The organism is Rhodoferax saidenbachensis, assembly GCF_031457975.1.
Classification (GTDB): Bacteria; Pseudomonadota; Gammaproteobacteria; order Burkholderiales; family Burkholderiaceae_C; genus Allorhodoferax; species Allorhodoferax saidenbachensis_A.
Genome location: NZ_JAVDXO010000001.1, coordinates 331,770 through 356,763, shown reverse-complemented (window position 1 = coordinate 356,763; position 24,994 = coordinate 331,770). Strand labels below are relative to the sequence as shown.

Sequence of the window (24,994 nt, the reverse complement as noted above, 5' to 3'; positions counted from 1 at the left end):
TATGCGGTGGTTCTGGATTACGGAGCTGGCAGGCGGTTCAGCATGTCCTTGGTGACCAGTACCACGCCATTTTCGGTGCGCTCAAAGTGCGCAGCATCGGCCACGGGGTCTTCGCCAATCACCAAGCCGTCGGGCAGCGTGCAACCCCGGTCCACCACCACGCGGCTCAGGCGGCAGCTCTGGCCAATGGTCACTTCAGGCAGCAGCACGGCCTGGTCAATCACGCAGAAGGAGTGCACCCGCACGCTGCTGAACAGCACCGAGTTGCTGACGATGGAGCCCGACACGATGCAACCGCCCGACACCATGGTGTTGATGGCCTGGCCGTGTTTGCCATCGGCGTCCTGCACAAACTTGGCCGGGGGCAGCTGGCGCTGGCTGGTCCAGATGGGCCAGTTGGTGTCGTAAATGTCCAGCTCGGGTGTGACCGAGGCCAGGTCCAGGTTGGCCTCCCAGAACGCGTCGATCGTGCCCACATCGCGCCAGTACGGAACGGCGTCGGGTGTGGATGACACACAGGACATGGAGAACGGGTGGGCAATCGCCCGGCCCTCGCGCACCACGCGCGGGATCACGTCCTTGCCAAAGTCGTGGCTGGAGTTGGGATTGGCAATGTCGTCTTCCAGCAGGTCGTACAGGTACTTGGAATCGAAGATGTAAATACCCATGCTGGCCAAGGACACGGCATCGTTGCCGGGCATGGGGGGCGGGTCGGCTGGTTTTTCCACGAACTCGGTGATCTTGCGGGTACCGTCCACCGCCATCACACCAAACGCACTGGCCTCGGCACGCGGCACCTCGATGCAGCCCACGGTGCAACCGGCGCCGCTGTCCACATGGTCCTTGAGCATCAGCGAGTAGTCCATCTTGTAGACGTGGTCGCCAGCCAGCACCACCACGTATTCGGGCTTGCTGCTCTGGATGATGTCCAGGTTTTGGTAGATGGCGTCGGCTGTGCCACGGTACCAGTGTTCCTCGTCCACGCGCTGCTGGGCGGGCAACAGGTCCACCATCTCGTTCAATTCAGCGCGCAAAAAACTCCAGCCGCGCTGCAGGTGGCGCAACAGCGAGTGCGACTTGTACTGCGTGATAACGCCGATGCGGCGGATACCCGAATTCACGCAGTTGGACAGCGCAAAGTCGACGATGCGGAACTTGCCGCCAAAGTACACCGCAGGTTTGGCGCGGCGGTCGGTCAGCTGCTTCAGGCGCGAACCGCGCCCGCCCGCCAACACCAAGGCGATGGTGCGGCGCACCAGCATATGGGGCTGCATGTGGCGTTCTTGCTGCACAAGGCTGCGTGGGGTGTCTGTCGTGCTCATGCTTGTCTCCTGTTCATTTTTAGTGGGATCGTTCTGCAAAAAATCGAAACATCAGGTCATCACGGTCGGTCGGTCCATGCCGGTGAAGGCGCGCACCTTGGCCACCGCCTCGGCCAGCGCCACCAGCGGCTGCAAGGCCTCTTGCGCGGGCAGGTCTTGGCGAGCCGGGTTGGGCTCGTGGCGCTCCAGGTACACACGCAAGGTGGCGCCTTCGGTACCCGTGCCGGAGAGGCGGAACACCACGCGCGAACCGTCGGTCAGCACCACGCGCACGCCCTGCTTCTGGCTCACGCTGCCATCCACGGGGTCGGTGTAGGCAAAGTCATCGGCCAACGCAATGGGCAGGCCCGCCACCGTGGTGCCGCCCAGCGTGGGTAAAGCGGCACGCAGCTCGCGCATCAGCGCATCGGCCTTGTCGGTGGGAATGGCCTCGTAGTCGTGGCGCGAGTAGACGCAGCGGCCGTGTTCCTTCCACAACGCGCGAACCAGTTGTTCCACGGTCTGGCCCGTCGTTGCTACCAGGTTGAGCCAGAACAGCACGGCCCACAGGCCATCTTTTTCGCGCACATGGCTGGAGCCTGTGCCATAGCTTTCTTCACCGCACAGGGTGACCTTGCCCGCATCCATGAGGTTGCCAAAAAACTTCCAGCCCGTGGGCGTCTCGAAACACGGGATGCCCAGCGCCTTGGCCACGCGGTCTACCGCCGTGCTGGTGGGCATGGAGCGCGCCACGCCAGCCAAGCCAGCTTGGTATGCAGGTACCCGGGTGGCGTGGGCGGCTAACACGGCCAAGCTGTCAGACGGCGACACCACGAACTTGCGGCCCACCACCATGTTGCGGTCGGCATCGCCATCGCTGGCAGCACCCATGTCGGGTGCGTTGTCGGCAAACAAATGGGCAATCAAGTCCTCCGCATTCACGGGGTTGGGGTCCGGGTGCAGGCCACCAAAGTCTTCCAGCGGCTCGGCATTCACCACGGTGCCCGCGGGTGCACCCAGCGCTCCTTCCAGCAGAGCCTTGGCATAGGGGCCGCCCACGGCCCACATGGCGTCGTAGCGCAAGCGAAAACCGCCCGCAAACAGGGTGCGAATGGCCGCAAAGTCAAACAGGCCGCGCATGACTTCGGCGTAGTCACTCACGGGGTCAATCACCACAATGTCGGTGCCTTCCAGACGGCTGGTACCCAGCGCGTCCAGTGCCACATCAGGCGTATCGGCGGTGTGCAATTCGCTGAGCTGCAGGGTGCGCGCGTAAACCGCATCAGTCACTTTCTCGGGCGCCGGTCCGCCATTGGCCACGTTGTACTTGATGCCAAAGTCGCCATCGGGCCCGCCGGGGTTGTGGCTGGCCGACAGCACGATGCCGCCACTGGCGCCGTGCTTGCGGATCACTGCGCTGACCGCGGGGGTGGACAAAATACCGCCCTGCCCCACCAGCACACGGGCATAGCCCTTGGCCGCGGCCATGCGCAGGATGGTCTGGATGGCAACGCGGTTGTGGAAGCGGCCGTCGCCCCCTACCACCAGGGTCTGGCCTGCGGCATCGGGCAGCACATCAAACAGGGCCTGGACAAAGTTTTCCAGGTAGCGTGGCTGCTGGAACACAGTCACTTTTTTGCGCAGCCCCGAGGTACCGGGGCGCTGGCCGTCAAACGGCGTGGTGGGCAGAGTGATGATGGGCATAGGTAGTTGGGGCGTAGTTAAAAAAAGGTTATAGACCGGCGGCACTGACCAGCCAGAGACTTTGGGCGGGCACCTGGACACGTGGCGGCAACGTTTGGTCGGGGACGGTGCCAGTATGCGTTTCCAGGCGCAGCCGCCAGAGCGTGCCAGCGGGTGCCACCGGCAGTGTGAACTCGGTGGTCTCCGCTGTGGGGTTGAGCAACAGCAGGCAGGCAGGCGATGGCTTTGCCCCCACCCCCTCTGGCACAGGAATCAGTACCAACACCAGCGCACGCTCATGCGGATGGTGCCAGTCAGAGGCGCTCAGTGCATCGCCGTGCGGGGCCCACCACTGGGCTACCGGCGCGTGCTGGGGGCCATGGTCTGCGCTGCTGCGCCACCAGGCGCTGCTGTGCAGCACGGGCAGTGCGCGGCGCAGGGCCAGCACACTGGCAACAAAGTCGGTGAGAGCAGCATCGGCCCGGTCCCAGTGCAGCCAGGTCGTGGGGTTGTCCTGGCAGTAGGCGTTGTTGTTGCCACCCTGGCTGTGGCCTAGTTCGTCACCCGCCAGCAGCATGGGCGTGCCCAGCGACCACAGCAGGCTTGCCAGCAACACGCGTTGCTGGCGCGCGCGCAGTGCCAACACCTGCGGGTCATCGCTGTGGCCTTCCACACCATTGTTCACACTCAGGTTGTGGCCATGTCCATCGCGGTTGTGCTCGCCATTGGCCTCGTTGTGGCGCTCGTTGTAGCTCACCAAGTCCATCAGCGTGAAGCCATCGTGCGCCGTCACCAGGTTCACGCTGCTGTGGGCGGCGCGCCGCGTGGGGTTGAAGACGTCCACCGAGCCGGCCAGGCGGTTGGCCAGATCAGCGCGGCTGGCACCGTGCTGCAGCCACGCGCTGCGCTGCGTGTCGCGAAAGCGATCGTTCCACTCCAGCCAACCGACTGGGAAAGCACCCAGCTGGTAGCCACCGGGGCCAATGTCCCAAGGCTCGGCCACCATGAGCCGGTCGCGCAGCACCGGGTCTTGTGCAATCGCCATCAGGAATGGCGCATTGGCCTCAAAGCGATGTTCGCGGTCGGCGCCCGCGCGTGCCATCACAGGCGCCAGGTCAAAGCGGAAACCGTCCACGCCAAACTCCTGCACCCAGCCGCGCAGGCTGTCCATCACGGTGCGCAGCACCAGCGGGTGGGTCAGGTTCACGCAGTTGCCGCAGCCGGTCCAGTTGGCGTACAGCGCGGGGTTGCTGTGGTCCAGGTGGTAGTAAGTGGCGTTGTCGATGCCGCGCAGGCTGAGCGTGGGGCCCAGCTCATCGGTTTCACCCGTGTGGTTGTAGACCACATCCAGAATCACCTCTAGCCCCGCCGCATGCAGCGCATCCACCAGCGCGCGAAATTCGCTGCGCGGGCTGGTGCCCGGGGTGCCGCTCCAGTAGCGGTGCTCGGGGGCATTCCAGGCAATCGGGCTGTAGCCCCAGTAGTTGGAAAGGCCTAGGCGAATCAGCCGCACTTCGTCCGCACGGTGTGCCACGGGCATCAGGCTCACGGTAGTCACGCCTAGGCTACGCAAATGTGCAATGGCCGCAGGGTGCGCCAAGCCTGCGTAGCTGCCGCGCAGTGCCGCGGGTACATCGGGGTGCAGGGCGGTAAAGCCTTTGAGATGCAGCTCGTAGAGCACCCGCTGGGCGGGGTCCACCTGCACCCGGCCTTGCGGTGGCGGCAGGTCCTGCACCACACGGGCCTTCAGCGCCGTGGTGGCGTTGTCGCGTGGATCCGATTGGTTGGGGTTGCCGGGCACATGGCCTACATGCACGTCGTCGCCGTCGTAGCGCCCCACCACCTCGCGTGCGGCAGGGTCCAGCAGCAACTTGGCGGGGTTAAAGCGTTGGCCCTGCGCAGGGTTCCAGGGGCCATGCACGCGCCAGCCATAGGCCAGACCGGCCTGGGCACCCGGCAGAAAACCGTGCCACACACCGTCTACCGGCCCTTGCATCGCTAGGCGTTGCACCTCCGTTGTGGCACTCGCGTCGAACAGACACAACTCAACGGCCTGTGCGTTCGGCGCTGCGAGGCAAAAGTTCACGCCCTGGGCGCGCAGATGCGCGCCCAGGGGTTGCGTTTGGCCGGGGTGCAAAGTCATGCCGACGGGATCCGCTGGGTCGTTCAAGGTGTCACGCGGGTGAGCACAAGGCATGCCAATGGCGGCAAGGTCAGCACCACGGACTGCGCACGGTGATGGGCGGCCACTGCATCGGTGCTCAATTCGCCATTGCCCACGCCGCTGCCACCGTACACCACGTTGTCGGTGTTGATCAGCTCCCGCCAGGTACCCGCGACCGGCATGCCGACGCGATATCCATAGCGCGGCAGGGGCGTGAAGTTGCACACCACCACGGCGCATTCGCCCGCCAGGCCATAACGCACAAAGGCCACGATCGACTGGGCCGCATCCTCATGCGCAATCCAATCGAACCCACCACTTTGCACATCCTGCTGGTGTAGCGCGGGAAAGGCCTGGTACACGCGGTTCAGGTCGCGCACCAGGCGCTGTACACCCTGGTGGGCAGGCTGTTGCTCCAGCGACCAGGACAGCTCCGAGCCATCAGCCCACTCGGTCGGCTGAGCCAACTCGCAGCCCATGAATAGCAGCTTCTTGCCTGGGTAGGCCCACATGAACCCATAGAGCGCGCGCAAATTGGCAAACCGCTGCCAGTCGTCGCCCGGCATCTTGCCCAAGAGCGAGCCCTTGCCATGCACCACTTCGTCATGCGAGAGCGGCAGCACAAAGTTTTCGGTGAAGGCGTACATCAGCCCGAAGGTGAGCTGGTTGTGGTGGTGCCGGCGGTGCACCGGGTCCATCGACGCGTACTTCAGCGTGTCGTGCATCCAGCCCATGTTCCACTTGTAGTGAAAGCCCAGGCCACCGCTTTGCAGGTCCGGACTGGGCGGGCGGCTCACGCCAGGGAAGGCGGTGGACTCTTCGGCCAGCGTGATCGCACCGGGCCGCTCGGTACCCACCGTGTGGTTCATGCGGCGCAGGAACTCGATGGCCTCCAGGTTCTCGCGCCCCCCGTGTTTGTTGGGAATCCATTGGCCCTCTTCACGGCTGTAGTCGCGGTACAGCATGGAGGCCACGGCGTCCACGCGCAGGCCGTCGATGCCGTAGCGCTCCAGCCAGTACAGCGCGTTGCCCACCAGGAAGTTGCGCACCTCGGTGCGGCCGAAGTTGTAGATCAGCGTGTTCCAGTCCTGGTGGAAGCCTTCCTTGGGATCGGCATATTCGTACAGGTGCGTGCCGTCGAACTCGGCCAAGCCGTGTGCGTCGCTGGGGAAGTGCGCGGGCACCCAATCCAGAATCACGCCCAGACCTGCCGCATGTGCGGCGTCCACAAAGAACTTGAAGTCTTCCGGCGATCCAAAGCGCGAGGTAGGCGCAAACAGGCCCAGCGGCTGGTAGCCCCAGGAGCCGTCAAACGGATGCTCGCTGACAGGCAGCAGCTCCAGGTGGGTAAAACCCATCTCCTTGGCGTAGGGCACCAGGGTGTCGGCCAGCTCGCGGTAGCTGAGCCAGCGCCAGCCCTCGGCCTTGCGCCACGAGCCCAAATGCACCTCGTAAATGCTAATGGGCTTGTCGAACGCATTGGCGGCGGCACGCTCGGTGCGCATGGGCAGGCGCGGCGGCAGCGGATAGACCACGCTGGCGGTGTGGGGCCGCAGCTGGGCGTGGAAGGCAAAGGGGTCGGCCTTGACGGCAATTTGGCCCTGTGCACCCAAAATTTCAAACTTGTAGAGGTCGCCCTGAGCGACGTCGGGGATGAAGATTTCCCACACACCGCACTCGCGCCGAAAGCGCATGGGGTGGCGCCGACCGTCCCACTGGTTGAAGGAGCCAACCACCGAAACACGGCGCGCATTCGGCGCCCAGACTGCAAAGCTGGCCCCCGACACACCGTTGATGCAGACCAGATGAGCCCCCAGGCATTCAAACGGGCGCTGGTGGGTGCCTTCGGCCAGCAGCCACAGGTCCAGGTCTTGCAGCACCAGGGGGAAGCTGTAGGGGTCTTCGAGCAATTGTGCGGGGGCTGCGGCCCACTGCACGCGCAGCTGGTACGCGAAGGCCTCGGCTTCGGCCAGCACCGTGCCAAACACCACGCCACCTGCCTGCCGCTGCAAAGCAGCGCGCACCAGGCCGGTGGCCTTGTCGATCAGATCCACCTGCTCAGCACCCGGCAACAGCGCGTTCACCGCCAGGCCGTCGGGGCGGACATGCATGCCCAGCACGCTAAAAGGATCGGGGTGCTCCGCCCGCATCAGTGCGGACAGGTCGTGGTCTTGCAGCGTCATGGTGTGGGGGTCGGCACCGGGGTGCCGCCGCTTTGTCTCTTGTTGACGAACAGCTTAGTGCATTCTCAAGGCGTTTTACTTAGTCAACGCCCGTGCACTGCCTCCAAGACCCAATTTGTACCCTGTTTTGTGGCGAGTTACCGATACTCGCCCCTCCAAAAAGTCACACGCACCGATATACGCCCTGTTACATTTTGTATAGGCCGTCCATTCAGTGGCCGCCCTACGCCATATACGGAAAGGAAATGATGACTTCTTATGACTATGGGCTTGCCGACTTTGAATATATTGCCGCCGGTGCTGCTGTTTTGGCCAGCGGCGGCGGGGGCAGTTACCTGGATGCGCTGTCGATACTGAACGAGTTGGGCCAAAGCGGCTGGACAGGTAGCGTAACCGTCCGCCCCTATGACGGCAGCAGCAACTGCTGCGTGGTGGCCATGATGGGCTCTCCCGATGCTGGCGACGCTTTGACCCTGGTCGACATCCAGAACTCGGTAGCCAATACGCTGTTCCTGCTACAAAGCACCACAGGCTACACGACAAGCTGTGTCATCCCGGTGGAGATTGGGGCCATCAACTCGCTGGTGCCGCTGCTGGGCGCAGTGGCTTGCGCTGACACCCTGTGGGTGATAGACGGTGATGGCGCGGGCCGGGCTGTGCCCGAGCTGCCACAAACCACCTTTGTAGGTGCTGCGAATCTGCCTGTCAGCCCCTGCGCACTCGCTACCGATGTGGCCGACTACAGCACAGCCGAGTCGGCGCTGTTGAGCGCCCCCACCGCCGCCCAGATGGAAACGCTGGCCGGCGGAGTAGTGGGTGGGTTTGGCGGGTTTTCCGGCATCGCGCTGTGGCCATCCAATGCCAGCAACAACTATGGTCTGACCGGCAACTACATTCCCGGCACGCTGGCGCAAGCCTGGGGCCTGGGCCAGTTTCTGCTACAGGGCAGTACGCCGCAGTCCAGTGCCAGCGTGGCCGCGCAGATCGCGCTGCTCACCGGCCGCACAGCCAGCGTCGCGGTGAGTAACTTCTATATCACCAGCGTTACCCAGACCACCACGTCGGCTTCGTTAGATGCAGGGGTTATACGGCTGGACAATACGCAAGATCCCGCCCAGAGTACCCAGACGTGCAGTATTTACAACATGAATGAAAACCTCATCATGTATTCCAGCCAAAGCACGGCACCGATGATCATCGCGCCGGATTCGATCTGCTATTACTCCGAAAGTACGGGCCTGGGCTTCTCAAATGCGAGCGACGATCTGGCGGTGTACTTCGATTCCGCAACCGGCAAGAGCACGGGCAAGATGGTCAGCATCATCCAGGTCTCTACCGCACCACAGCTGTATGCCACACCTGGCGTCCTGGACTCGTTTGCCAGCCTGCTGCGCGACATAGGCTACGCGGGCGCTATGCCCTCCAACTAGACTGCCCATGGACGAAAAAGACCTCAATAAGGAACGCCTTGAGCTTGCGTTGGAGGCTGCGGGTCTGGACCTGTGGGAAAACAACTTGCTGACCGGTGAAGTCACCCGCAAGGCCATGAAAACCTTTGGCGAGCTGGGCTACAACGACCAGGAGGTGCTTCACAATCTGAAACACATGCTCGAGTTCGTCCACCCAGACGATCTCGAAATGATCCAGACAGCAGTGCATGACCACTTGGCGGGCCGCACGCCAGAGTACCGCTGCGAGTTCCGGCTGCGCTCCAAGGCGGGCACATGGATCTGGTATGCCAACTACGGCAGGATCATGGACGCCAACAGCACCGCTCCCGGCCAGCGCTTCATAGGCGTCACCTTCAACATAGACAACCGCAAGCGCAAGGAAGACGAGATCGCCCAAATCAACCGCAAGCTGGCCGAGCAAAACACGATGTTGCAATCGATGAACGCCGCGCTCGAACGGCTGGCCTCCAGCGATGCGCTAACCGGCCTGGCCAACCGGCGCACGCTGATGGAGCTGGGCGCCAAGGAATGCCTGCGCGCCGCTCGGTTTAGTCACTCCCTGTCGGTGCTGATGGTGGACCTCGACTCCTTCAAGGCTGTGAACGACAACTGGGGCCACTCCGTAGGTGACCGGGTAATTTGTGCAGTGGCTGACATCTGCCGCCAACGCGTACGCGAGGGCGTAGACGTAGTGGCCCGGCTAGGTGGCGAAGAATTTGTGGTCATGCTGCCGGAAGCCAGTCTAGCCAACGCGCACCTGATCGCAGAGTCGTTGCGCCAAGCAGTGCAAGAGCAGCGGGTGGACAACGAAGACGGCAACCCCGTGCCCTTCACTATTAGCATTGGTGTAGCCGCCCTGGGCGCTGGCGGCGAATCGTTTGAGCAACTGCTTAGCCACGCCGACAAGGCGCTGTATAAGGCCAAGCAGAATGGAAGAAACCAAGTACAAATCTTCGCTCCCCTGCCCCACAAGCCCCAGCTGGTACCACCCGCAGCGGCAAATCCCGGCTAATTGCTTACGAATTTCAGGCCTTTTAGCGGCGCTTATTCCGTGTAGCCTTAGCGTAATCGTTCGACTAGATAGCCACGCGTAGCCAATAAGGCCGGCAGCCCTTGCGGCCCCGCCATGTGCAGACTGCCCACTGCCACCAGCAGTTTTTTGCCGCTGGTGTGCAAGGCGTCCACGCGCTGCGCCAAGCCGGGATTGCGGTCGTCCAGCAAGCGGCGCATCTGCTCCTTCTCGCTAGGCGTATCGGCGCACTGGCACCATTCGTTGTAGCGGGACAGTACATCGAAGTCGGCGGTGTCCCACACATCCACCGTGCGCAACAGCATCTGGCGCAAGCGGTCGGTTTCCAGGTCATCCAACCCCTCGCGCACCACGGTGTTGGCCTCGGCCGCGTTGCGGGCCAGCAAGGCATGCATCTGCTCCTGCACGGTTTCCAGCGAGACTACGGTCCGCGCCATGCTACGCGCCACCACGGACAACAGCACTTCGGAGCCATAGGTGGGGTCCAGCCCGTCGCGCCGCCCAACCAAAGCGGACAAGGTAATGAGCTGCATTTCAGCCGGCACCTTGTCCACATCTTGCGTGGGCAGGCACTGGGCCTGCAGCTGGCGCAGCAGCCGTGCCCGCAGCGCCGCGGTCAGGGGCCGCAACTTCATCTGGGCCAAGCCGGCCGCCATCTCGCGCTGCATATCAGGGTTCAGCGGGTCCAGCTCCAGGGCCAGGGTGTCGGTGGCTTGCAGCGCATCCCGCAGCAGCGGGCCGGGCGCCATCCACGCGGCACGGCCCACATGCAGCGTGCCATACAGGTACGAGCTGTGGCCACCTTTGCTGATGCGCCACAGCAGGCCACGGTCTTGAGCCTGGGCCGCTGCCGCCTGGAACAGGGGTTCATTCAGCGGCTGGGCTGCGGGTGGGCAGGCTCCTGCCGTACCGTCTGCCGCGCTGGCAACGGCACCACTGAACAGCCAGCCCAGCGTGCAGATTGCTACAAATTGAATAGCTGCTCGCGCAGAGGGCATGGGGGCTAGAGGCCTATTTGACTTCAAAAAACAGGCTAGCGCGGCTTGCGGGGCAGCTTGGCACTGGGCTTGGCCGCACCGGTCACGCGCGGGGGCAAACCAGTGTGCTGGGTCAGCATACGGCCTTTGACTGGCGCAGCCGCCTTGGTGGGCGCCGCGGTCGAATTCTTCTTGCGCGCGCTCTGGTAGCCACCATCGCCCAAGGGCTGGAAGGTGGGGATCAGGTGGTGCTTGCCATTGCCAACCAGGTCGGCGCGGCCCATGGTCTTCAGCGCCTCGCGCAACAGCGGCCAGTTGTTGGGGTCGTGGTAGCGCAAAAACGCCTTGTGCAGGCGGCGACGCTTCTCACCGCGCACGATGTCCACGGTCTCATCATCGCTCTGCGCCGTGCGATGCACGCGCTTGAGCGTGTTGCGGCCAGAGTGGTACATCGCAGTGGCCGTGGCCATGGGGCTGGGGTAGAAGGTCTGCACCTGGTCGGCGCGAAAACCATTCTTCTTCAGCCAGATGGCCAGGTTCATCATGTCTTCGTCGGTGGTACCCGGGTGGGCGGCGATGAAGTAGGGAATCAGGAACTGCTTCTTGCCGGCCTCGGCGCTGAACTTCTCGAACAGCTGTTTGAACTTGTCGTACGAGCCAATGCCGGGCTTCATCATCTTGGTGAGCGGGCCCTGCTCGGTGTGCTCGGGCGCGATCTTCAGGTAGCCACCGACGTGGTGCTGCACCAGTTCTTTCACATACTCGGGGCTCTTCACGGCCAGGTCGTAACGCAGGCCGGAGCCAATCAGGATCTTCTTGATGCCCTTGAGCGCACGGGCCCGGCGGTAAATCTTGATCAGCGGGTCGTGGTTGGTGGTCAGGTTCTGGCAGATGCCGGGGTAGACGCAGCTGGGCTTGCGGCAGGCCGCTTCGATCTCGGGGCTGCGGCAGCCCAGACGGTACATATTGGCCGTGGGGCCGCCCAGGTCGGAAATGGTGCCGGTGAAGCCCTTGACCTTGTCACGGATGTCTTCGACTTCCTTGATGATGGATTCTTCCGAACGGCTTTGGATGATGCGGCCCTCGTGCTCGGTGATGGAGCAGAAGGTACAGCCACCAAAGCAGCCGCGCATGATGTTCACACTGAAGCGAATCATTTCCCAGGCCGGGATCTTGGTGGCGTGGTCGTGGCTGCCGTTTTCGTCGGCATAAGCAGGGTGCGGGCTGCGCGCATACGGCAGGTCAAACACCATGTCCATCTCGGCCGTGGTCAGCGGGATGGGGGGCGGGTTGATCCAGACGTCACGCGCCGTGGTGCCTTCGCCATGCGCCTGTACCAGGGAGCGGGCGTTACCGGGGTTGGTTTCCAGGTGCAGCACGCGGTTGGCATGGGCATAGAGGATGGGATCGGAGCGCACCTGCTCGTAGCTGGGCAGGCGGATGACCGAGCGCTCCCGCGGCGGCACCTTGTACTTGCCCAGGCCATGCAAGGCGGGGTTGGGCATAAACGTCAAGGGTTTTATGGCCTCAGCCCGCATGGCCTCTGCGCGGGCCGCTCCTTCTTTGGTAGCACCCTCGGCCACCAGTTTGGCTTCGTCGTCCTTGGAACAGGTGGCGCCGTTCTCTGCGGCCTGCTCGCTGGTGGTCATGTAGGGGTTGATGTGGGCTTCCACACGCCCGGGCTCGTCCACGGTGGTGGAGGTGATTTCGAACCAGCCCTTGCCAGTCTCGTCGTCGGGGCGGCGCACAAAGGCGGTGCCACGCACATCGGTGATCTGCTCCACCGGCACCTTGGCGGCCAGGCGGTGGGCGATTTCCACAATCGCGCGCTCGGCGTTGCCATACAGCAGCAGGTCGCATTTGGCGTCTACCACCACGCTGCGGCGCACCTTGTCGCTCCAGTAGTCGTAATGGGCAATGCGGCGCAGGGAGCCTTCGATACCGCCCAAAATGATGGGCACGTCCTTGAAGGCCTCGCGGCAGCGTTGGCTATAAACAATGGCGGCGCGATCGGGGCGCTTGCCGCCCACGTCGCCAGGCGTATAGGCGTCGTCACTGCGGATCTTGCGGTCCGCGGTGTAGCGGTTGATCATGGAATCCATGTTGCCGCTGGTCACGCCCCAGAACAGATTGGGCTTGCCCAGGGCCTTGAAGGCCTCGGCGCTGGACCAGTCGGGCTGGGCGATGATGCCCACGCGAAAGCCCTGCGCTTCCAGCATGCGACCGATCACCGCCATGCCAAAGCTGGGGTGGTCCACATAGGCGTCACCCGTCACCAGAATGATGTCGCAGCTGTCCCAGCCCAGCACATCCATCTCTTTGCGGCTCATGGGCAAAAACTTGGCCGTGCCAAAGCGGGCCGCCCAGTACTTGCGGTAACTGGACAGCGGCTTGGCGGCGCGCGCGAAAAAGGAGACGTCGACTGGGGCGTTCATGGATATCCGGGGGTAACCCTAGAGTGTAAGGTTTTGTGCCTGTTCACGCACTCTCTAGGGACAAGCGGCGCAGGGGGGACTGAAAGCGCAATCGGAACTTTGCGCACTGTTCGCCAGCGGAAAGCGCCAAATGGCTGATTTTCCACGGTAAAAACCCCAATGCACTGGCTTGGGGCGGCATCAAATTTGCTGTGCTTAGCCCGTAGAATGATTTTTTCTTATTTTTCAATCCGCCGGGGCTTGCTCCGGCAACTCTAAGGGAACTTTTCCATGAAGAAACTCCTGCTGGCACTGGCAGTCACCTCGATTTTGGCTGCTTGCGGCAAAAAAGAAGAAGCTGCGCCCGCAGCGCCTGCTGCTCCCGCATCGGCCCCAGCCGCTGCCGCACCTGCGCCTGAAGCCGCCGTGTTGAAGGTCGCCATCGACCCTACCTACGAACCCTTCACCTTCAAGTCCGCCGACGGCAAACCCACCGGCTTTGACGTGGATGTGGCCAACGCCCTCTGCGAACAAATCAAGCGCAAGTGCGAATTTGTCGAACAAGTCTGGGACAGCATGATCCCCGGCCTGAACGCCAAGAAATACGACGTCATCATCAGCTCCATGTCCATCACGGACGACCGCCTGAAAGAAGTTGACTTCACCGACAAGTACTACAACACCCCCAGCCGTCTGGTGCTGAAAAAGGGTGTGAAGTTCACCGATGCGGCGTCCATCAAGGGCAAAAAGATTGGCGTTCTGAAGGGCTCTACCCAAGAAAAATACGCTTTGGGTGACCTGAAACCCGCCGGCGTGATCGTGAACTCCTACGAAGCCCAAGACCAGGTTTACCTGGACATCAAGTCCGGCCGTTTGGACGGTACCGTGGCCGACTACATGGAAGTCACCGGTGGCTTCCTGTCCAAGCCCGAAGGCGCCAAGTACGAGCTGGTCGGACCTGACCTGAAGGATCCCAAGTACTACGGCTACGGCGCTGGCATTGCCTTGCGCAAAGGCGAAGACAAGCTCAAAGCCGAACTGAACGACGCCATCAAGGCGATTCGTACGAACGGCACTTACAAGACCCTGAACGACAAGTACTTCGCCAAGTACAACATCGACGTTTACGGCGAATAATTCTTGTAATTGCTCATACCAACGGGGCGCTTTTCTGCGCCCCGTTGCGTTAACCGCTACCCCGGCCCCTCCATGAATGCTTATTACGTCGCAATCCTGCAAGGCTCGGTGCTGACCATCGGCGTCTCGCTCTGCGCTTTGGTGGTGTCCATCGTCCTAGGCCTGCTTGGCGCTGCGGCCAAACTGTCTGGGCGCCCGGTGCTGGTGTCCATTGCATCGGCCTACACCACCGTCATCCGCGGTGTGCCTGATCTCGTCGTCATGCTGCTGGTCTTTTACGGTGGCACCATTGGCCTGAACCACCTGCTGGAACTCTCTGGCAGCAAGGCCACCATCGACATCAACCCCTTTGCGGCCGGCGTACTGACTCTCGGTTTCATCTACGGTGCCTACATGACGGAAACCTTCCGCGGCGCCATCCTCTCCATCCCCAAGGGCCAGATGGAAGCGGCCTGGGCCTTCGGCATGGGCCCGCTGAGAACCTTTGTGCGCATCACCACGCCGCAAATGGTGCGCTACGCCCTGCCCGGCTTCACGAACAACTGGCTGGTGCTGATCAAGTCCACCGCACTGGTCAGCCTGATTGGCTTGAAGGAAATGACCTACCTCTCCAAACAGGCCAGCGCCGCGACGCGCTCTCCGTTTGCATTCTTCCTGTTCACTGCGGCCCTGTTCCTGATCTACACCACCATCTCGCTGTACGCACTGCGCAAGCTCAATGCGCGCTACAGCCTGGGTGCCAAGCGGGGTGAACTATGAAATGGCATGTGATTTTTGAGCCCCAGAACCTGGAGCTCTACGCCACCGGCATCCTCACCACACTGGGACTGCTGCTCTCGTCACTGGGCATTGGTGCCGTGCTGGCGCTGATTTTTGCCCTACTGCTGACCGGTCCCTGGGCACCGCTGCGATGGATCGTCGGGGCCTACACCTATGTCATCCGCGGCACACCGCTACTGATCCAGGTCTACCTGATTTACTACGGCCTGGGCCAGTTGGAATGGATCCAGGCGCGCTGGGACGATGTCTGGCCTTGGACGCATTTCAAGGAGCCCTTCTTCTGCGCGCTGCTGGCCTTCAGCCTGAACACCGCGGGCTACACCGCCGAAATGCTGGCAGGCGCCATCCGAGAGACCTCGGCCGGCGAGATCGAATCGGCGCAAGCCTATGGAATGAGCCGCTTTCAGGTCATGCGCTACATCGTGCTGCCCAGTGCACTGCGCCGTACCCTGCCCGCCTACAGCAATGAGGTGGTCATGATGCTGCAGAGCACCAGCTTGGCCAGCGCAGTGCCTAGCATGCTGGACGTGACCGCCGCCGCCAGCCGCGTCTACTCCGACTACTACCTGCCCTTTGAGGCCTACATTGCCGCGGCCGCCATTTACCTGGTGGCATCGTTTTGCCTGATCGGAATCTTCCGCCTGGCAGAAAAACAATTCCTGGCCTACCTCGCGCCCCGCACGCACTAAAACGCCATGCAACGCATCGACCACCTCCTGCTTTCCAACAGCCTGGGCAGCCACCGCAGCCTCAGCAGTTTTCACTACGGCACGCCGGGCCAAGGCCCCAAGGTCTACATCCAGGCCAGCCTGCATGCCGAAGAGCTGCCCGGCATGCTGGTGGCACACCACCTGCGTGCCCATCTGGATGCGGCCGAAGCGGCCGGAACCCTGTTGGGCGAAGTAGTACTGGTGCCCGTGGCGAACCCAATTGGCCTGGCCCAGCGCGTGGACCACAAACCCATGGGGCGGTTTGAGCTGGACAGCTCGGAAAACTTCAACCGCCACTACCCCGATCTGGCCCAAGCCGTGTTCCCACTGGTGAAGGATGTCCTGGGAACCGATCCGGCGGCCAATGTGGCCACCGTGCGCCGCGCCATGGGCGAATACCTGCGCCAGTGGCAGCCCGCCACCGAGCTGCAAAGCCTGCGCCGCACCTTGCTGACGCTGGCCCACGACGCCGACTATGTGATTGACCTGCACTGCGACTGCGAAGGTGTGATGCACTTCTACACCGAGGAAGGCTGCTGGCCCCAGTTGGCGCCACTGGCCCACCTGCTGAAGGCCCAAGCTATTCTGCTGGCCAAAAACTCGGGCAGTGGTCCGTTTGACGAATGCCTGTCAGGTGCCTGGTGGCAGCTGGCCGAAGCCCTGAAGGCTGCCGGCCGCACAGCCCCGCTGCCCCAAGGCTGCTGCAGCACCACGGTAGAGCTGCGTGGTGAGGCCGACGTGGCCCACGCCTTTGCACGCGACGATGCCGCAGCCGTGCTCGCATTCCTGCAACACAGCGGTGCCATTGCGGGTGGTCCGGTGGCCATCCCTGCGGCACTTTGCCCTGCCACGCCCCTGGCCGGTTCCGAGACCCTGAACACCCCGGTGCCCGGTGTGGTGGTCTATGCCGCCGAGGTGGGCCAAACCCTGCAATTGGGCGATCTGGTGGCCGAAGTCATTGACCCCATTGCCAACACCAGCCACCGCGTGGTGGCCGGCGTGGCTGGCGTGTTCTACGCCCGGGTGCGAGACCGCTACGCCGTCTCGGGCGCCGAAATCGGCAAAGTAGCCGGTGCCGTTCCTTTCCGAACCGGGGAACTGCTGGGGGCCTGAGTACCCGGCCTTCTCCATTCCCAACGCATTACCCTGCACTGCAATGACCAGCAAACCTCTCAAACTCCAGGTTGAAAACATCCACAAACGCTTTGGCAGCAACGAGGTGCTCAAGGGTGTGTCGCTGTCTGCCCACGCGGGCGACGTGATCAGCATCATTGGCAGCTCGGGCTCGGGCAAGAGCACCTTCCTGCGCTGCATCAACATGCTGGAACGCCCACACCAGGGTCGCATCCACGTGGCGGGCGAAGAGCTGGTGTTGGTGCCCGGCCCCACGGGCGAGCTGGTGGCCAAGGACGCCAAGCAGCTGCAACGCCTGCGCACGCGGTTGGCCATGGTGTTCCAGCACTTCAACCTGTGGGCCCACATGACGGTGCTGCAAAACATCATCGAAGTGCCGGTACATGTGCTGGGCATTTCTAAAGACCAGGCGGTGGACACTGCGCGTAAGTACCTGACCAAGGTGGGCCTGTCGGGCGTGGAAGACCGCTACCCCGCGCACATGAGCGGTGGCCAGCAGCAGCGCGTGGCGATAGCCCGCGCGCTTGCCGTGGAGCCCGAAGTCATGCTGTTTGACGAACCCACCAGCGCGCTGGACCCCGAGCTGGTGTCCGAAGTGCTCAAGGTCATGAAAAACCTGGCGCTGGAAGGCCGCACCATGGTGGTGGTCACCCACGAAATGGGTTTCGCCCGCGAGGTGGCCAACCACCTGATTTTTTTGCACAAAGGCCTGATCGAGGAAGAAGGCAACCCCGCCCAGGTGCTGGCCAGCCCCAAAAGCGAACGCTTGGCACAGTTTCTGTCGGGCAGCCTGAAGTAAGCACAGCACCTCGCCCGCCTGCCATGCCCCTGCGTGAAACCTCCACGCTCTTTGAGCAATTGCCGATTGGTGCATATCGCTCCAGCGTGGACGGCAAGCTGCTCAAGGTCAACGCGGCCTTTCTACGGCTCAATGGCTACAGCAGCGAAGAGGAAATGCAGCGGCATCTGCAAGACCACGGCCGTGACCCCTATGTGCACCCCCAGCGTCGCGAGAAGTTTGCCGAACTGATCCTGGCCCAGGGCCAGGTCACCAACTTTGTGTCGGAGGTGTACCGCCTGAAAACCGGCGAGCGTATCTGGGTGCGTGAGCATGCCCATGTGATGCTGGGCGAGGACGGCAAGGTGCTGTACTTTGAGGGCACGATGGAGGACATCACGCGCGAACGCGCCTCCCGCGCCGCGATGCGCAAGAGCGAGGCGTTGCTGCGCAATGTGCTGCAAACCATTCCCGACCAGGTTTGGCTCAAGGACATCGACGGCATCTACCTCACCTGCAACGACGCCTTTGCCAGCCAACTGGGCATCACACCCGCCGACATCATCGGCACGCGCGATGCGCATTGGGTGGAGGAGTCGGTCGCGGAGACCTTTCTGGTCAGCGACCACTGGGCCATCCAGGCTGGCCGCTCTGTCATGTTCGAAGAAAACTCCGTCACCACCATCAACCCCAAGGGCCACCTGTTTGAGGTAACCAAGACGCCCATGCGTGACAACGACGGCAACGTCATTGGCGTGCTGGGCATGTCGCGCAATATCCAGGAGCGCAAGGTGGCGGAGGCCCTGTTGCGCGACACCACCGAGCAACTGGAACTGGCCATCATGGGCGCCGACCTGGGCCGCTGGGACCACGACTTGACCAACGAGCGCGGTTATTTTCTGGACGCGCGCTCTTGCCACATGCTGGGCCGCGACCCGCGCGAAAGCGAGTTCGGCCGGGCCTGGGGCCACCTGGTGCACCCGGACGACCTGAGCACCGCCATGCAGGCCATGCGCGGCCATCTGACCGGCAACAGTCCGGCCTACCAGGCCGAGTACCGTGCGCGCCACACCGATGGCCGCTGGATCTGGCTCAGCAGCCGCGGCAAGGTGGTGCAGTTCAGCAAGGACGGCGCGCCCCAACGCATGGTGGGCACGCTGATGGACATTTCCGGCCGCAAGCAGGCCGAAGCGCAATTGCATGCCACGCAAGCGGAACTGGAGGCCACCCTCAAAGCGCTTCCTGACCTGCTGTTTGAATGCAGCGCTGCAGGGCACTACCGCGCAGTGCACAGCCAAAACAACAGCTTGCTGGAGCGCCAACCTGAGCTTCTGCTCGGCAGATTGGTGTCGGACATTTTGCCCAAGGATGCCGCAGATACCTGTATGGCTGCCCTGCGCGAAGCACAGGCGACAGGCAGCTCCTACGGAAAACAATACAGCCTGGAATTACACGCGGGCAAGCAATGGTTTGAGTTGTCGGTGGTGCGCAAGCCCACGGTGCCGGGCGAGGAAGAACGCTTCATCGCGATTGCACGCGACATCACCGAGCGCAAGAACGCCGAAGAGGTGATTCGCCACCTGGCCTTCCACGACACGCTGACAGGGTTGCCGAACCGCCGCCTGCTGACCGACCGGCTGCAACAGGCCCTGGGCGCCAGCCACCGCAAGGGTGAGCACGGCGCGCTGATGTTCCTGGACCTAGACCAGTTCAAGCTGCTCAACGACACGCACGGCCATGACGTGGGCGACCTGCTGCTGCAGGAAGTGGCGCGGCGCCTGCAACAAAGCATTCGCGCGGTGGACACCGTGGCGCGCTTGGGTGGCGACGAGTTTGTGGTGCTAATCCAGGACCTGAGTGCCGAGTACGAAGAAGCCCGGCTGCACGCCACCACCGTGGGCCACAAGATTCTGGCCAGCCTGAACGACCCCTACCTGCTCAACACCCACCTCTACACCACCTCACCCAGCATCGGCATTACACTGTTCAAAGGCGAAGGCATGGTGCCCAGCGACGTGCTCAAGCAGGCCGACACCGCCATGTACCAAGCCAAGGCCGACGGTAGAAACACCCTGTGTTTTTACCAACCTTGAAAGCTTGAAAGTCCCATGCTGCACTTTTTGCCTGCACCCCTGCTGGGGTTGATTGCCTCGTTGCTGCTCACGCTCAACGTACTGTTCTGGGTACCCATCCTGCTGTTGTTCGCGCTGGTCAAACTGGTACTGCCGTTTCGTGCCGTACGTCTGGCCATTGACCCGGTGCTGCTGTTCATTGCCGAAGGTTGGATAGGCTGCAACAGCGGCTGGATGGCGCTGACCCAACGCACCGTGTGGGACGTGCAAGGCCTGGACGGGCTGGACCGCCACAGCTGGTACATGGTGAGCAGCAACCATCAGTCGTGGGTGGATATCCTGGCGCTGCAGCACCTGCTGAACCGGCGCATCCCACTGCTCAAATTCTTTCTGAAGCAGCAGCTGATCTGGGTGCCCATCATGGGCCTGGCCTGGTGGGCGCTGGAATTTCCCTTCATGCGCCGCCACACGGAAGAGTTCCTCAAAAAACACCCCGAGATGCGTGGCAAGGACCAGGAAACCACGCGCAAAGCCTGCGAGAAGTTCACCCTCATCCCCACCAGCGTGATGAACTTTCTGGAAGGCACACGCTTCACCGCGACCAAGCACGCCAAACAGCAGTCGCCCTACCAGCACCTGCTCAAGCCCAAGGCTGGTGGCCTGGCGTTGGCCCTGCAAGCCATGGGTGACAAGTTTCAGTCCATCCTGGATGTGACCATCGTCTATCCCGACGGTGTGCCCACGTTCTGGTCCTTCCTGTGCGGCCAGCTGCCGCGCGTGGTGGTGCGTGCGCGCTCCATCCCGGTCCCCACCCAGCTGCTGGGCGGTGACTATGGCCAGGACCCCGCTTTCCGCGAAGCCTTTGCCCAATGGGTGCAGCAGCTCTGGCGCGAGAAAGACGCGCAGATTGCCACCCTCCGGGCCCAACAAGCGCTTCGCTAATTCTTTCCCCGTAACCTGGGCGCCTTGTCGTGCCCCCTTGCGCCTTGTCACCTTCCACGCCATTTTTCACCCGCCCCCGCGTTGTCTTTTTGCTGGCCAGCCTGTGCTGCCTGCTATGGGGCAGTGCCTACCCCGCCATCAAGCAAGGCTATGCGCTGTTGGCCATCGGCCGTAACGACCTGGCCGCGCAGCTGCTGTTTGCGGGCTACCGTTTTGTGGGTGCTGGCGCGCTGCTGCTGGTGTTTGCGCGGCTCGCTGGCAAGCCGCTGACCTTGCACCGCGCACAGGCCGGACAGCTGGCGCTGCTGGGCGTGCTGCAAACCACGCTGCAGTACATCTTCTTCTACATTGGTCTGGCCAACACCACAGGGGTGAAAGCCTCCATCCTCAATGCCTCTGGTGTGTTCTTCAGTGTGCTGCTGGCACATTGTGTGTACCACAACGACACCCTGACCTTGCGCAAGCTGATGGGCTGCGCACTGGGCTTTGTCGGGGTGCTGGCCGTGAACATTGGTGGACTACTGGGCGGTGGTGCGACCGACGGTGAGTTCACGCTGCTGGGCGAAGGCTTCATCGTGCTGGCAGCGCTGGTGCTGTCCGCTGCATCGCTCTACGGCAAACGCATCTCGCAAAGCATGGACTCCGTGGTCATGACGGGCTACCAGCTGGGGATCGGCGGTGTCGTGCTGGTGCTGATTGGCTGGGCTGCGGGTGGGCACATCGGTACGTTCACGCTGGCGCCCAGCCTGCTGCTGGTTTATATGGCGCTGCTGTCGGCCGTGGCCTTTGCGCTGTGGGGCGTGTTGCTGAAGTTCAACCGCGTGAGCACCGTGGCGGTGTACAGCTTTTTGGTGCCGGTGTTTGGCGCCTGCCTCTCCGCGCTGTTTTTGGGCGAATCGCTGCTGGAGTGGAAATACCTGGTGGCCCTGGTGCTGGTGAGCTTAGGCATCTGGTGGGTTACACAAGAAAAATAGCCGCAGCCCCCGTAGGAACTGCGGCAATAGCTATTGAAACAATAGCATCCGGCGGGAACTGTAAGGCTTAGCGTTGCTGGGTCTTGCCCATTTCATCGGACAACACGATCTCCACCCGGCGGTTCAGCTGGCGGTTGCCCGCGGTGTCATTGGCTGCCACCGGGTATGCCTCGCCATAGCCGCGCACGCTGATGCGCTCGCTGCCAATGCCCATCTGCAGCAGCGCCTCACGCACGGTCATGCCACGGCGTTCTGACAACTGCTGGTTATACGCATCGGCACCGGTGCTGTCGGTGAAACCTTCCACCAGCACATTACGGTTGGGGTTTTGCTTGAGCACATCGGCCAGTTTCTGGGCACTGCGCATGCCCCCTGCGGTCAGATTGGCCTTGTCGCTGCCAAACAGCACGTCGCCTAGGGTGATCACCATCCCGCGCTCGGTCTTTTTGGCTGACAGTTCGGCCAGTTGGCTCTCCAGCAGCGCCGCACGGGTCTGGGCATCGGCGGTGGCTGCGCGGGCCTCATCAGCTTTGCGCTGGGCCGCGGCAGCATCGCTCTGCGCTATTTGCGCGGCGGCCTGGGCTTGTTGCGCATTGGCCGTGGCCTGATTGGCTTCATTGGTGCGTTGGCTCAGTTGCATCTGGTCGCGTTCCCTGGCGGTGCGGGCCGCTGTGGCCTCGGCGGATTTTTGTTTCACCACCTCTTGGGTCAGTGCGATTTTTTGCTGTGCCAGGTAGGCCAGTTGGTCCACCTTGGCCAGGCTCTCGCCCTTGTCGGAAGCGGTATTGGCCTGCTGCATGGCATCGCTGGCCTGCTGCATTTCCAGGGCGGCGTAGTTGCCTACATCAGGGTTGCGTTGCACCTGCGCGTAGTCATTGCGGGCACTCTCCAACTGGGTGGTGCTGGTGGGGCCGGATGCACAGGCACCGAGAAAAACGACCATCGCCAGAGCGATGGGGGTCAGGTAAGCGTGTTTCATGAAGAACTCCTTGGAATGTGGGGTGAAAAGGGGTGGGCTTGCGCTACTTGGCCGCATTGGCGCGGTCCAACTCTTCGCGCAGCACGCGGATGTCGTCCTGCAGCGCATCGGTCACGGCCTGTGCCTTGGCCGACTTGGCCTTGCTTTGGGCCAGCTTGGCATCGGCCTGGGCCTCGGTGGCCAACGCAGTCGCGGCCTTGTAGTCCTTGGCGGCCATAGCCTGGTTGGCCAAAGTCAGCTTCTCGCGGGCAGCGGCCATCTCAGCCGGGGCAAACTGCACGCCATCGGCGTCGGCTGCGTTGGCCACTTCGGCTTTGGACACAGCCACATTGGCGGTAGCTGCAGTTTGTGTGCGGGTAGCGCAGCCTGCGCTGGCCAAAACGGCCAGTGTGCAGGCAAGCAACAGGGTGGGCATGGTGCGTTGTTTCATATTCTTCTCTCCGGTGAACCGGGGACCGGTGGTCCCCTCAGTGGTAATTGGCAATCCCGTCGGTGGACAGGGCGTGGGGAACGTGTTCGGGCACCACCAGCACACCTTGTGCATTGGGGATGGCCTGGATCTGCATGACCGGGGCCGTGCCCTGCACGCCCCCAAACATGGTGGCGAACGCGGAATCGGCGGCATCGCGCCCAGTGGCAAAGCGCACAAAGCCCATGGGAATGGCGGTGCCCGAGGGGTCGAACAGGTACCAGCGGTTGCCCACAAAAGCTTCCACATAGGCATGGAAGTCGGTGGGGCCCAGAGCGGGGTCAGCACCATAGTCAATACCCGTGGCAAAGCGCGCGGGAATGTTCACGCCGCGGCACAACGCAATCATCAGGTGCGCAAAGTCGCGGCACACGCCGGTTTCGTCCACCAGGGTATCCAGCGCCGTGGTGTTGCCGTTGGAGGTGTTGGAGCGAAACATCACGCGCTGGGTCACCCAGTTGCAGATGGCCTGCACGCGGGTGTAGCCCTGCGGCAGGTGGCCAAACTCTTTGACGGCCAGGCGGTGCAGGCGGTCGGACTCGCAGTAGCGGCTGGGGTAGATATACGGCAGCACCGCACCGGGCAGCTGAGCCACGGGCACCTCAGGTACCTCCATCGGCTGGGCTATATGGTGGGCCAGGTCCACCACCGCCTCGTAGCGCACGGTCAGCGGGCCGGCAAAGGCCTTGAGCCGCAAGTAGCGGTTGTGCGTCACCGGGTCGGTGTACATCTTGGGTGTCACCTGCTGGCTGACGGTGAGCGACTCGCTCACCACCGTCTGGTGCGCGGTTTGGGCCGCGTGGATGTTGAAGATGAAGTCACACCCGGGTGGGGTGATGTTGTAGTTCAACGCGATGGAGAAGCTCAGACGCAGCATAGAAATTTTCCGGATTACTCAGGCTCAGGCGCGGGGCTCGCCCTTGGCATTCACGGGGATGTTCTGGCGCGGGGGCGCTGTCATCTGCACGTGGTGCTCCTGGCCGCGGAAGGTGTAGGCCACGTCCCAAAATTCGGGTTTGGCCTGACTGGGAACGGTGTTGCAGCGCTGTACTTCCCGCGTCGTGGCGGGCTTGTTGTCGCGCCCCACATTGGCACCGATGGCACCACCGGCCACAGCACCGCCCACGGTGACCAGGTCACGGCTACCGCCGCTGCCCACCTGGTGGCCCAAAATGCCGCCCAGCAAGGCACCGGCCAGTGCACCGGTGACGTTCATGCTGCCTTGCGTGGCGGGCACGTCTTCGCGTTCCATCCAGCAACGTTGCTCAGGCGGGCCGACCACGGCACGCACCGAGGTCACCTTGGCCTGGTACAGCTTCTCGTGGCCGCGACGGCGGTTGTCGTACACGGGCTGTGGGGCTTCGGGGGCATAGCGGTTGTCGTCAATGCGGGCATTGCGGTGTACTTCACGCACCGAGGAAATGCGGTCATTCATGCCCATGGCAGCCAAAGAGGGATAACGCCCCGGGCGCAGCACCACGCAGCGTCCGCCAAAGTACACGTCATCGCAGGCTTCCCAGCGGTCGTTCAACACAATGGCCGAGGTGGCGCGGTCGTTGAAGCCTTCACGCTGAAAGCTGTCGATCTGTTTGTTCACAGTCACCGCACGGCCGCGGAAGTCCTGGTTTTCGTAAAACACAACCTGCGCGCCCACGTGGCCTGCACCGGCCAACAGGGCCGCTGCCAATACGGTGGGGATGAAAGAGGTCATGAATTCCAATCAGAGAAAGAGAAAAAGCACTGCGCAAAATGCGATGGGCAAGCGCAACAGTGGCGTGATTGAAGCTTGAGGCCGCGGGGTGCTGTTGGCTAGGGA

20 protein-coding genes are annotated in these 24,994 nt (G+C 62.8%); 10 read left to right on the top strand and 10 right to left on the bottom strand.

Annotated features, from left to right (window positions below; all coding sequences use genetic code 11):
- Positions 1-17: 17 nt before the first annotated feature.
- From glgC to glgB, 4 genes are read right to left on the bottom strand one after another with little or no spacing between them, the layout of a single operon-like run.
- Positions 18-1,322: a glucose-1-phosphate adenylyltransferase gene (glgC, locus tag J2X15_RS01770; RefSeq protein ID WP_409034237.1), complete on the bottom strand. Its 1,305-nt coding sequence runs from the start codon at positions 1,320-1,322 to the stop codon at positions 18-20.
- Between the two features lie 51 nt (positions 1,323-1,373).
- The gene (locus J2X15_RS01765; RefSeq protein WP_310338886.1) at positions 1,374-3,005 is read right to left on the bottom strand and encodes an alpha-D-glucose phosphate-specific phosphoglucomutase; all 1,632 of its coding nucleotides are present in this window, start codon (positions 3,003-3,005) and stop codon (positions 1,374-1,376) included.
- Positions 3,006-3,033: 28 nt separating this feature from the next.
- Positions 3,034-5,127 carry a glycogen debranching protein GlgX gene (gene glgX, locus J2X15_RS01760; RefSeq protein ID WP_310338883.1) on the bottom strand — a complete coding sequence of 698 codons (2,094 nt, stop codon included), beginning with the start codon at positions 5,125-5,127 and terminating at the stop codon, positions 3,034-3,036.
- A gap of 23 nt (positions 5,128-5,150) precedes the next feature.
- A complete protein-coding gene (gene glgB / locus J2X15_RS01755; protein ID WP_310338881.1) occupies positions 5,151-7,331 on the bottom strand; it encodes a 1,4-alpha-glucan branching protein GlgB in 2,181 nt (726 codons plus the stop codon).
- 245 nt (positions 7,332-7,576) lie between these two features.
- Here glgB and J2X15_RS01750 point away from each other — a divergent pair, with 245 nt between their 5' ends.
- Entirely contained in the window at positions 7,577-8,761 is a 1,185-nt protein-coding gene (locus J2X15_RS01750) for an S-methyl thiohydantoin desulfurase domain-containing protein (RefSeq protein WP_310338878.1), read from the top strand.
- 7 nt (positions 8,762-8,768) lie between these two features.
- A complete protein-coding gene (locus J2X15_RS01745; protein WP_310338875.1) occupies positions 8,769-9,794 on the top strand; it encodes a sensor domain-containing diguanylate cyclase in 1,026 nt (341 codons plus the stop codon).
- A 47-nt stretch (positions 9,795-9,841) separates the two neighbouring features.
- On the opposite strand, the gene J2X15_RS01740 is transcribed toward J2X15_RS01745, so the two are convergent.
- Positions 9,842-10,810, bottom strand: a complete 969-nt coding sequence (locus J2X15_RS01740) for a TraB/GumN family protein (protein ID WP_310338873.1) — start codon at positions 10,808-10,810, stop codon at positions 9,842-9,844.
- A gap of 35 nt (positions 10,811-10,845) precedes the next feature.
- Positions 10,846-13,224, bottom strand: a complete 2,379-nt coding sequence (locus J2X15_RS01735) for a YgiQ family radical SAM protein (protein WP_310338870.1) — start codon at positions 13,222-13,224, stop codon at positions 10,846-10,848.
- Between the two features lie 270 nt (positions 13,225-13,494).
- Here J2X15_RS01735 and J2X15_RS01730 point away from each other — a divergent pair, with 270 nt between their 5' ends.
- The 8 genes from J2X15_RS01730 to J2X15_RS01695 all read left to right on the top strand — a co-directional run bounded on the left by J2X15_RS01730 (position 13,495) and on the right by J2X15_RS01695 (position 21,730).
- A complete protein-coding gene (locus J2X15_RS01730) occupies positions 13,495-14,340 on the top strand; it encodes an ABC transporter substrate-binding protein (protein ID WP_310338867.1) in 846 nt (281 codons plus the stop codon).
- Positions 14,341-14,412: 72 nt separating this feature from the next.
- Entirely contained in the window at positions 14,413-15,099 is a 687-nt protein-coding gene (locus J2X15_RS01725; RefSeq protein WP_310338864.1) for an ABC transporter permease, read from the top strand.
- Positions 15,096-15,809, top strand: a complete 714-nt coding sequence (locus J2X15_RS01720) for an ABC transporter permease (protein ID WP_310338861.1) — start codon at positions 15,096-15,098, stop codon at positions 15,807-15,809. The genes J2X15_RS01725 and J2X15_RS01720 overlap by 4 nt, the downstream gene beginning before the upstream one ends.
- Before the next feature lie 6 nt (positions 15,810-15,815).
- Entirely contained in the window at positions 15,816-16,943 is a 1,128-nt protein-coding gene (locus J2X15_RS01715; protein WP_310338858.1) for a succinylglutamate desuccinylase/aspartoacylase family protein, read from the top strand.
- A gap of 43 nt (positions 16,944-16,986) precedes the next feature.
- Entirely contained in the window at positions 16,987-17,763 is a 777-nt protein-coding gene (locus tag J2X15_RS01710) for an ABC transporter ATP-binding protein (RefSeq protein WP_310338855.1), read from the top strand.
- Positions 17,764-17,786: 23 nt separating this feature from the next.
- Positions 17,787-19,835 carry a diguanylate cyclase domain-containing protein gene (locus J2X15_RS01705; RefSeq protein ID WP_310338853.1) on the top strand — a complete coding sequence of 683 codons (2,049 nt, stop codon included), beginning with the start codon at positions 17,787-17,789 and terminating at the stop codon, positions 19,833-19,835.
- 15 nt (positions 19,836-19,850) lie between these two features.
- Positions 19,851-20,756 (top strand): acyltransferase, encoded by a 906-nt coding sequence (locus tag J2X15_RS01700; RefSeq protein ID WP_310338851.1) that lies wholly within the window; start codon positions 19,851-19,853, stop codon positions 20,754-20,756.
- Between the two features lie 44 nt (positions 20,757-20,800).
- Positions 20,801-21,730, top strand: coding sequence for a DMT family transporter (locus J2X15_RS01695; protein WP_310338848.1), 930 nt, complete (start codon positions 20,801-20,803; stop codon positions 21,728-21,730).
- 67 nt (positions 21,731-21,797) lie between these two features.
- Here J2X15_RS01695 and J2X15_RS01690 read toward each other — a convergent pair whose 3' ends face one another.
- From J2X15_RS01690 to J2X15_RS01675, 4 genes are read right to left on the bottom strand one after another with little or no spacing between them, the layout of a single operon-like run.
- Positions 21,798-22,709 (bottom strand): OmpA family protein, encoded by a 912-nt coding sequence (locus J2X15_RS01690; RefSeq protein WP_310338845.1) that lies wholly within the window; start codon positions 22,707-22,709, stop codon positions 21,798-21,800.
- 43 nt (positions 22,710-22,752) lie between these two features.
- Positions 22,753-23,139 carry a DUF4398 domain-containing protein gene (locus tag J2X15_RS01685; protein ID WP_310338842.1) on the bottom strand — a complete coding sequence of 129 codons (387 nt, stop codon included), beginning with the start codon at positions 23,137-23,139 and terminating at the stop codon, positions 22,753-22,755.
- Between the two features lie 37 nt (positions 23,140-23,176).
- Positions 23,177-24,055 carry a transglutaminase-like domain-containing protein gene (locus J2X15_RS01680; RefSeq protein WP_310338839.1) on the bottom strand — a complete coding sequence of 293 codons (879 nt, stop codon included), beginning with the start codon at positions 24,053-24,055 and terminating at the stop codon, positions 23,177-23,179.
- Positions 24,056-24,079: 24 nt separating this feature from the next.
- Positions 24,080-24,889, bottom strand: a complete 810-nt coding sequence (locus tag J2X15_RS01675; RefSeq protein ID WP_310338836.1) for a beta/gamma crystallin-related protein — start codon at positions 24,887-24,889, stop codon at positions 24,080-24,082.
- Positions 24,890-24,994 lie beyond the last annotated feature (105 nt).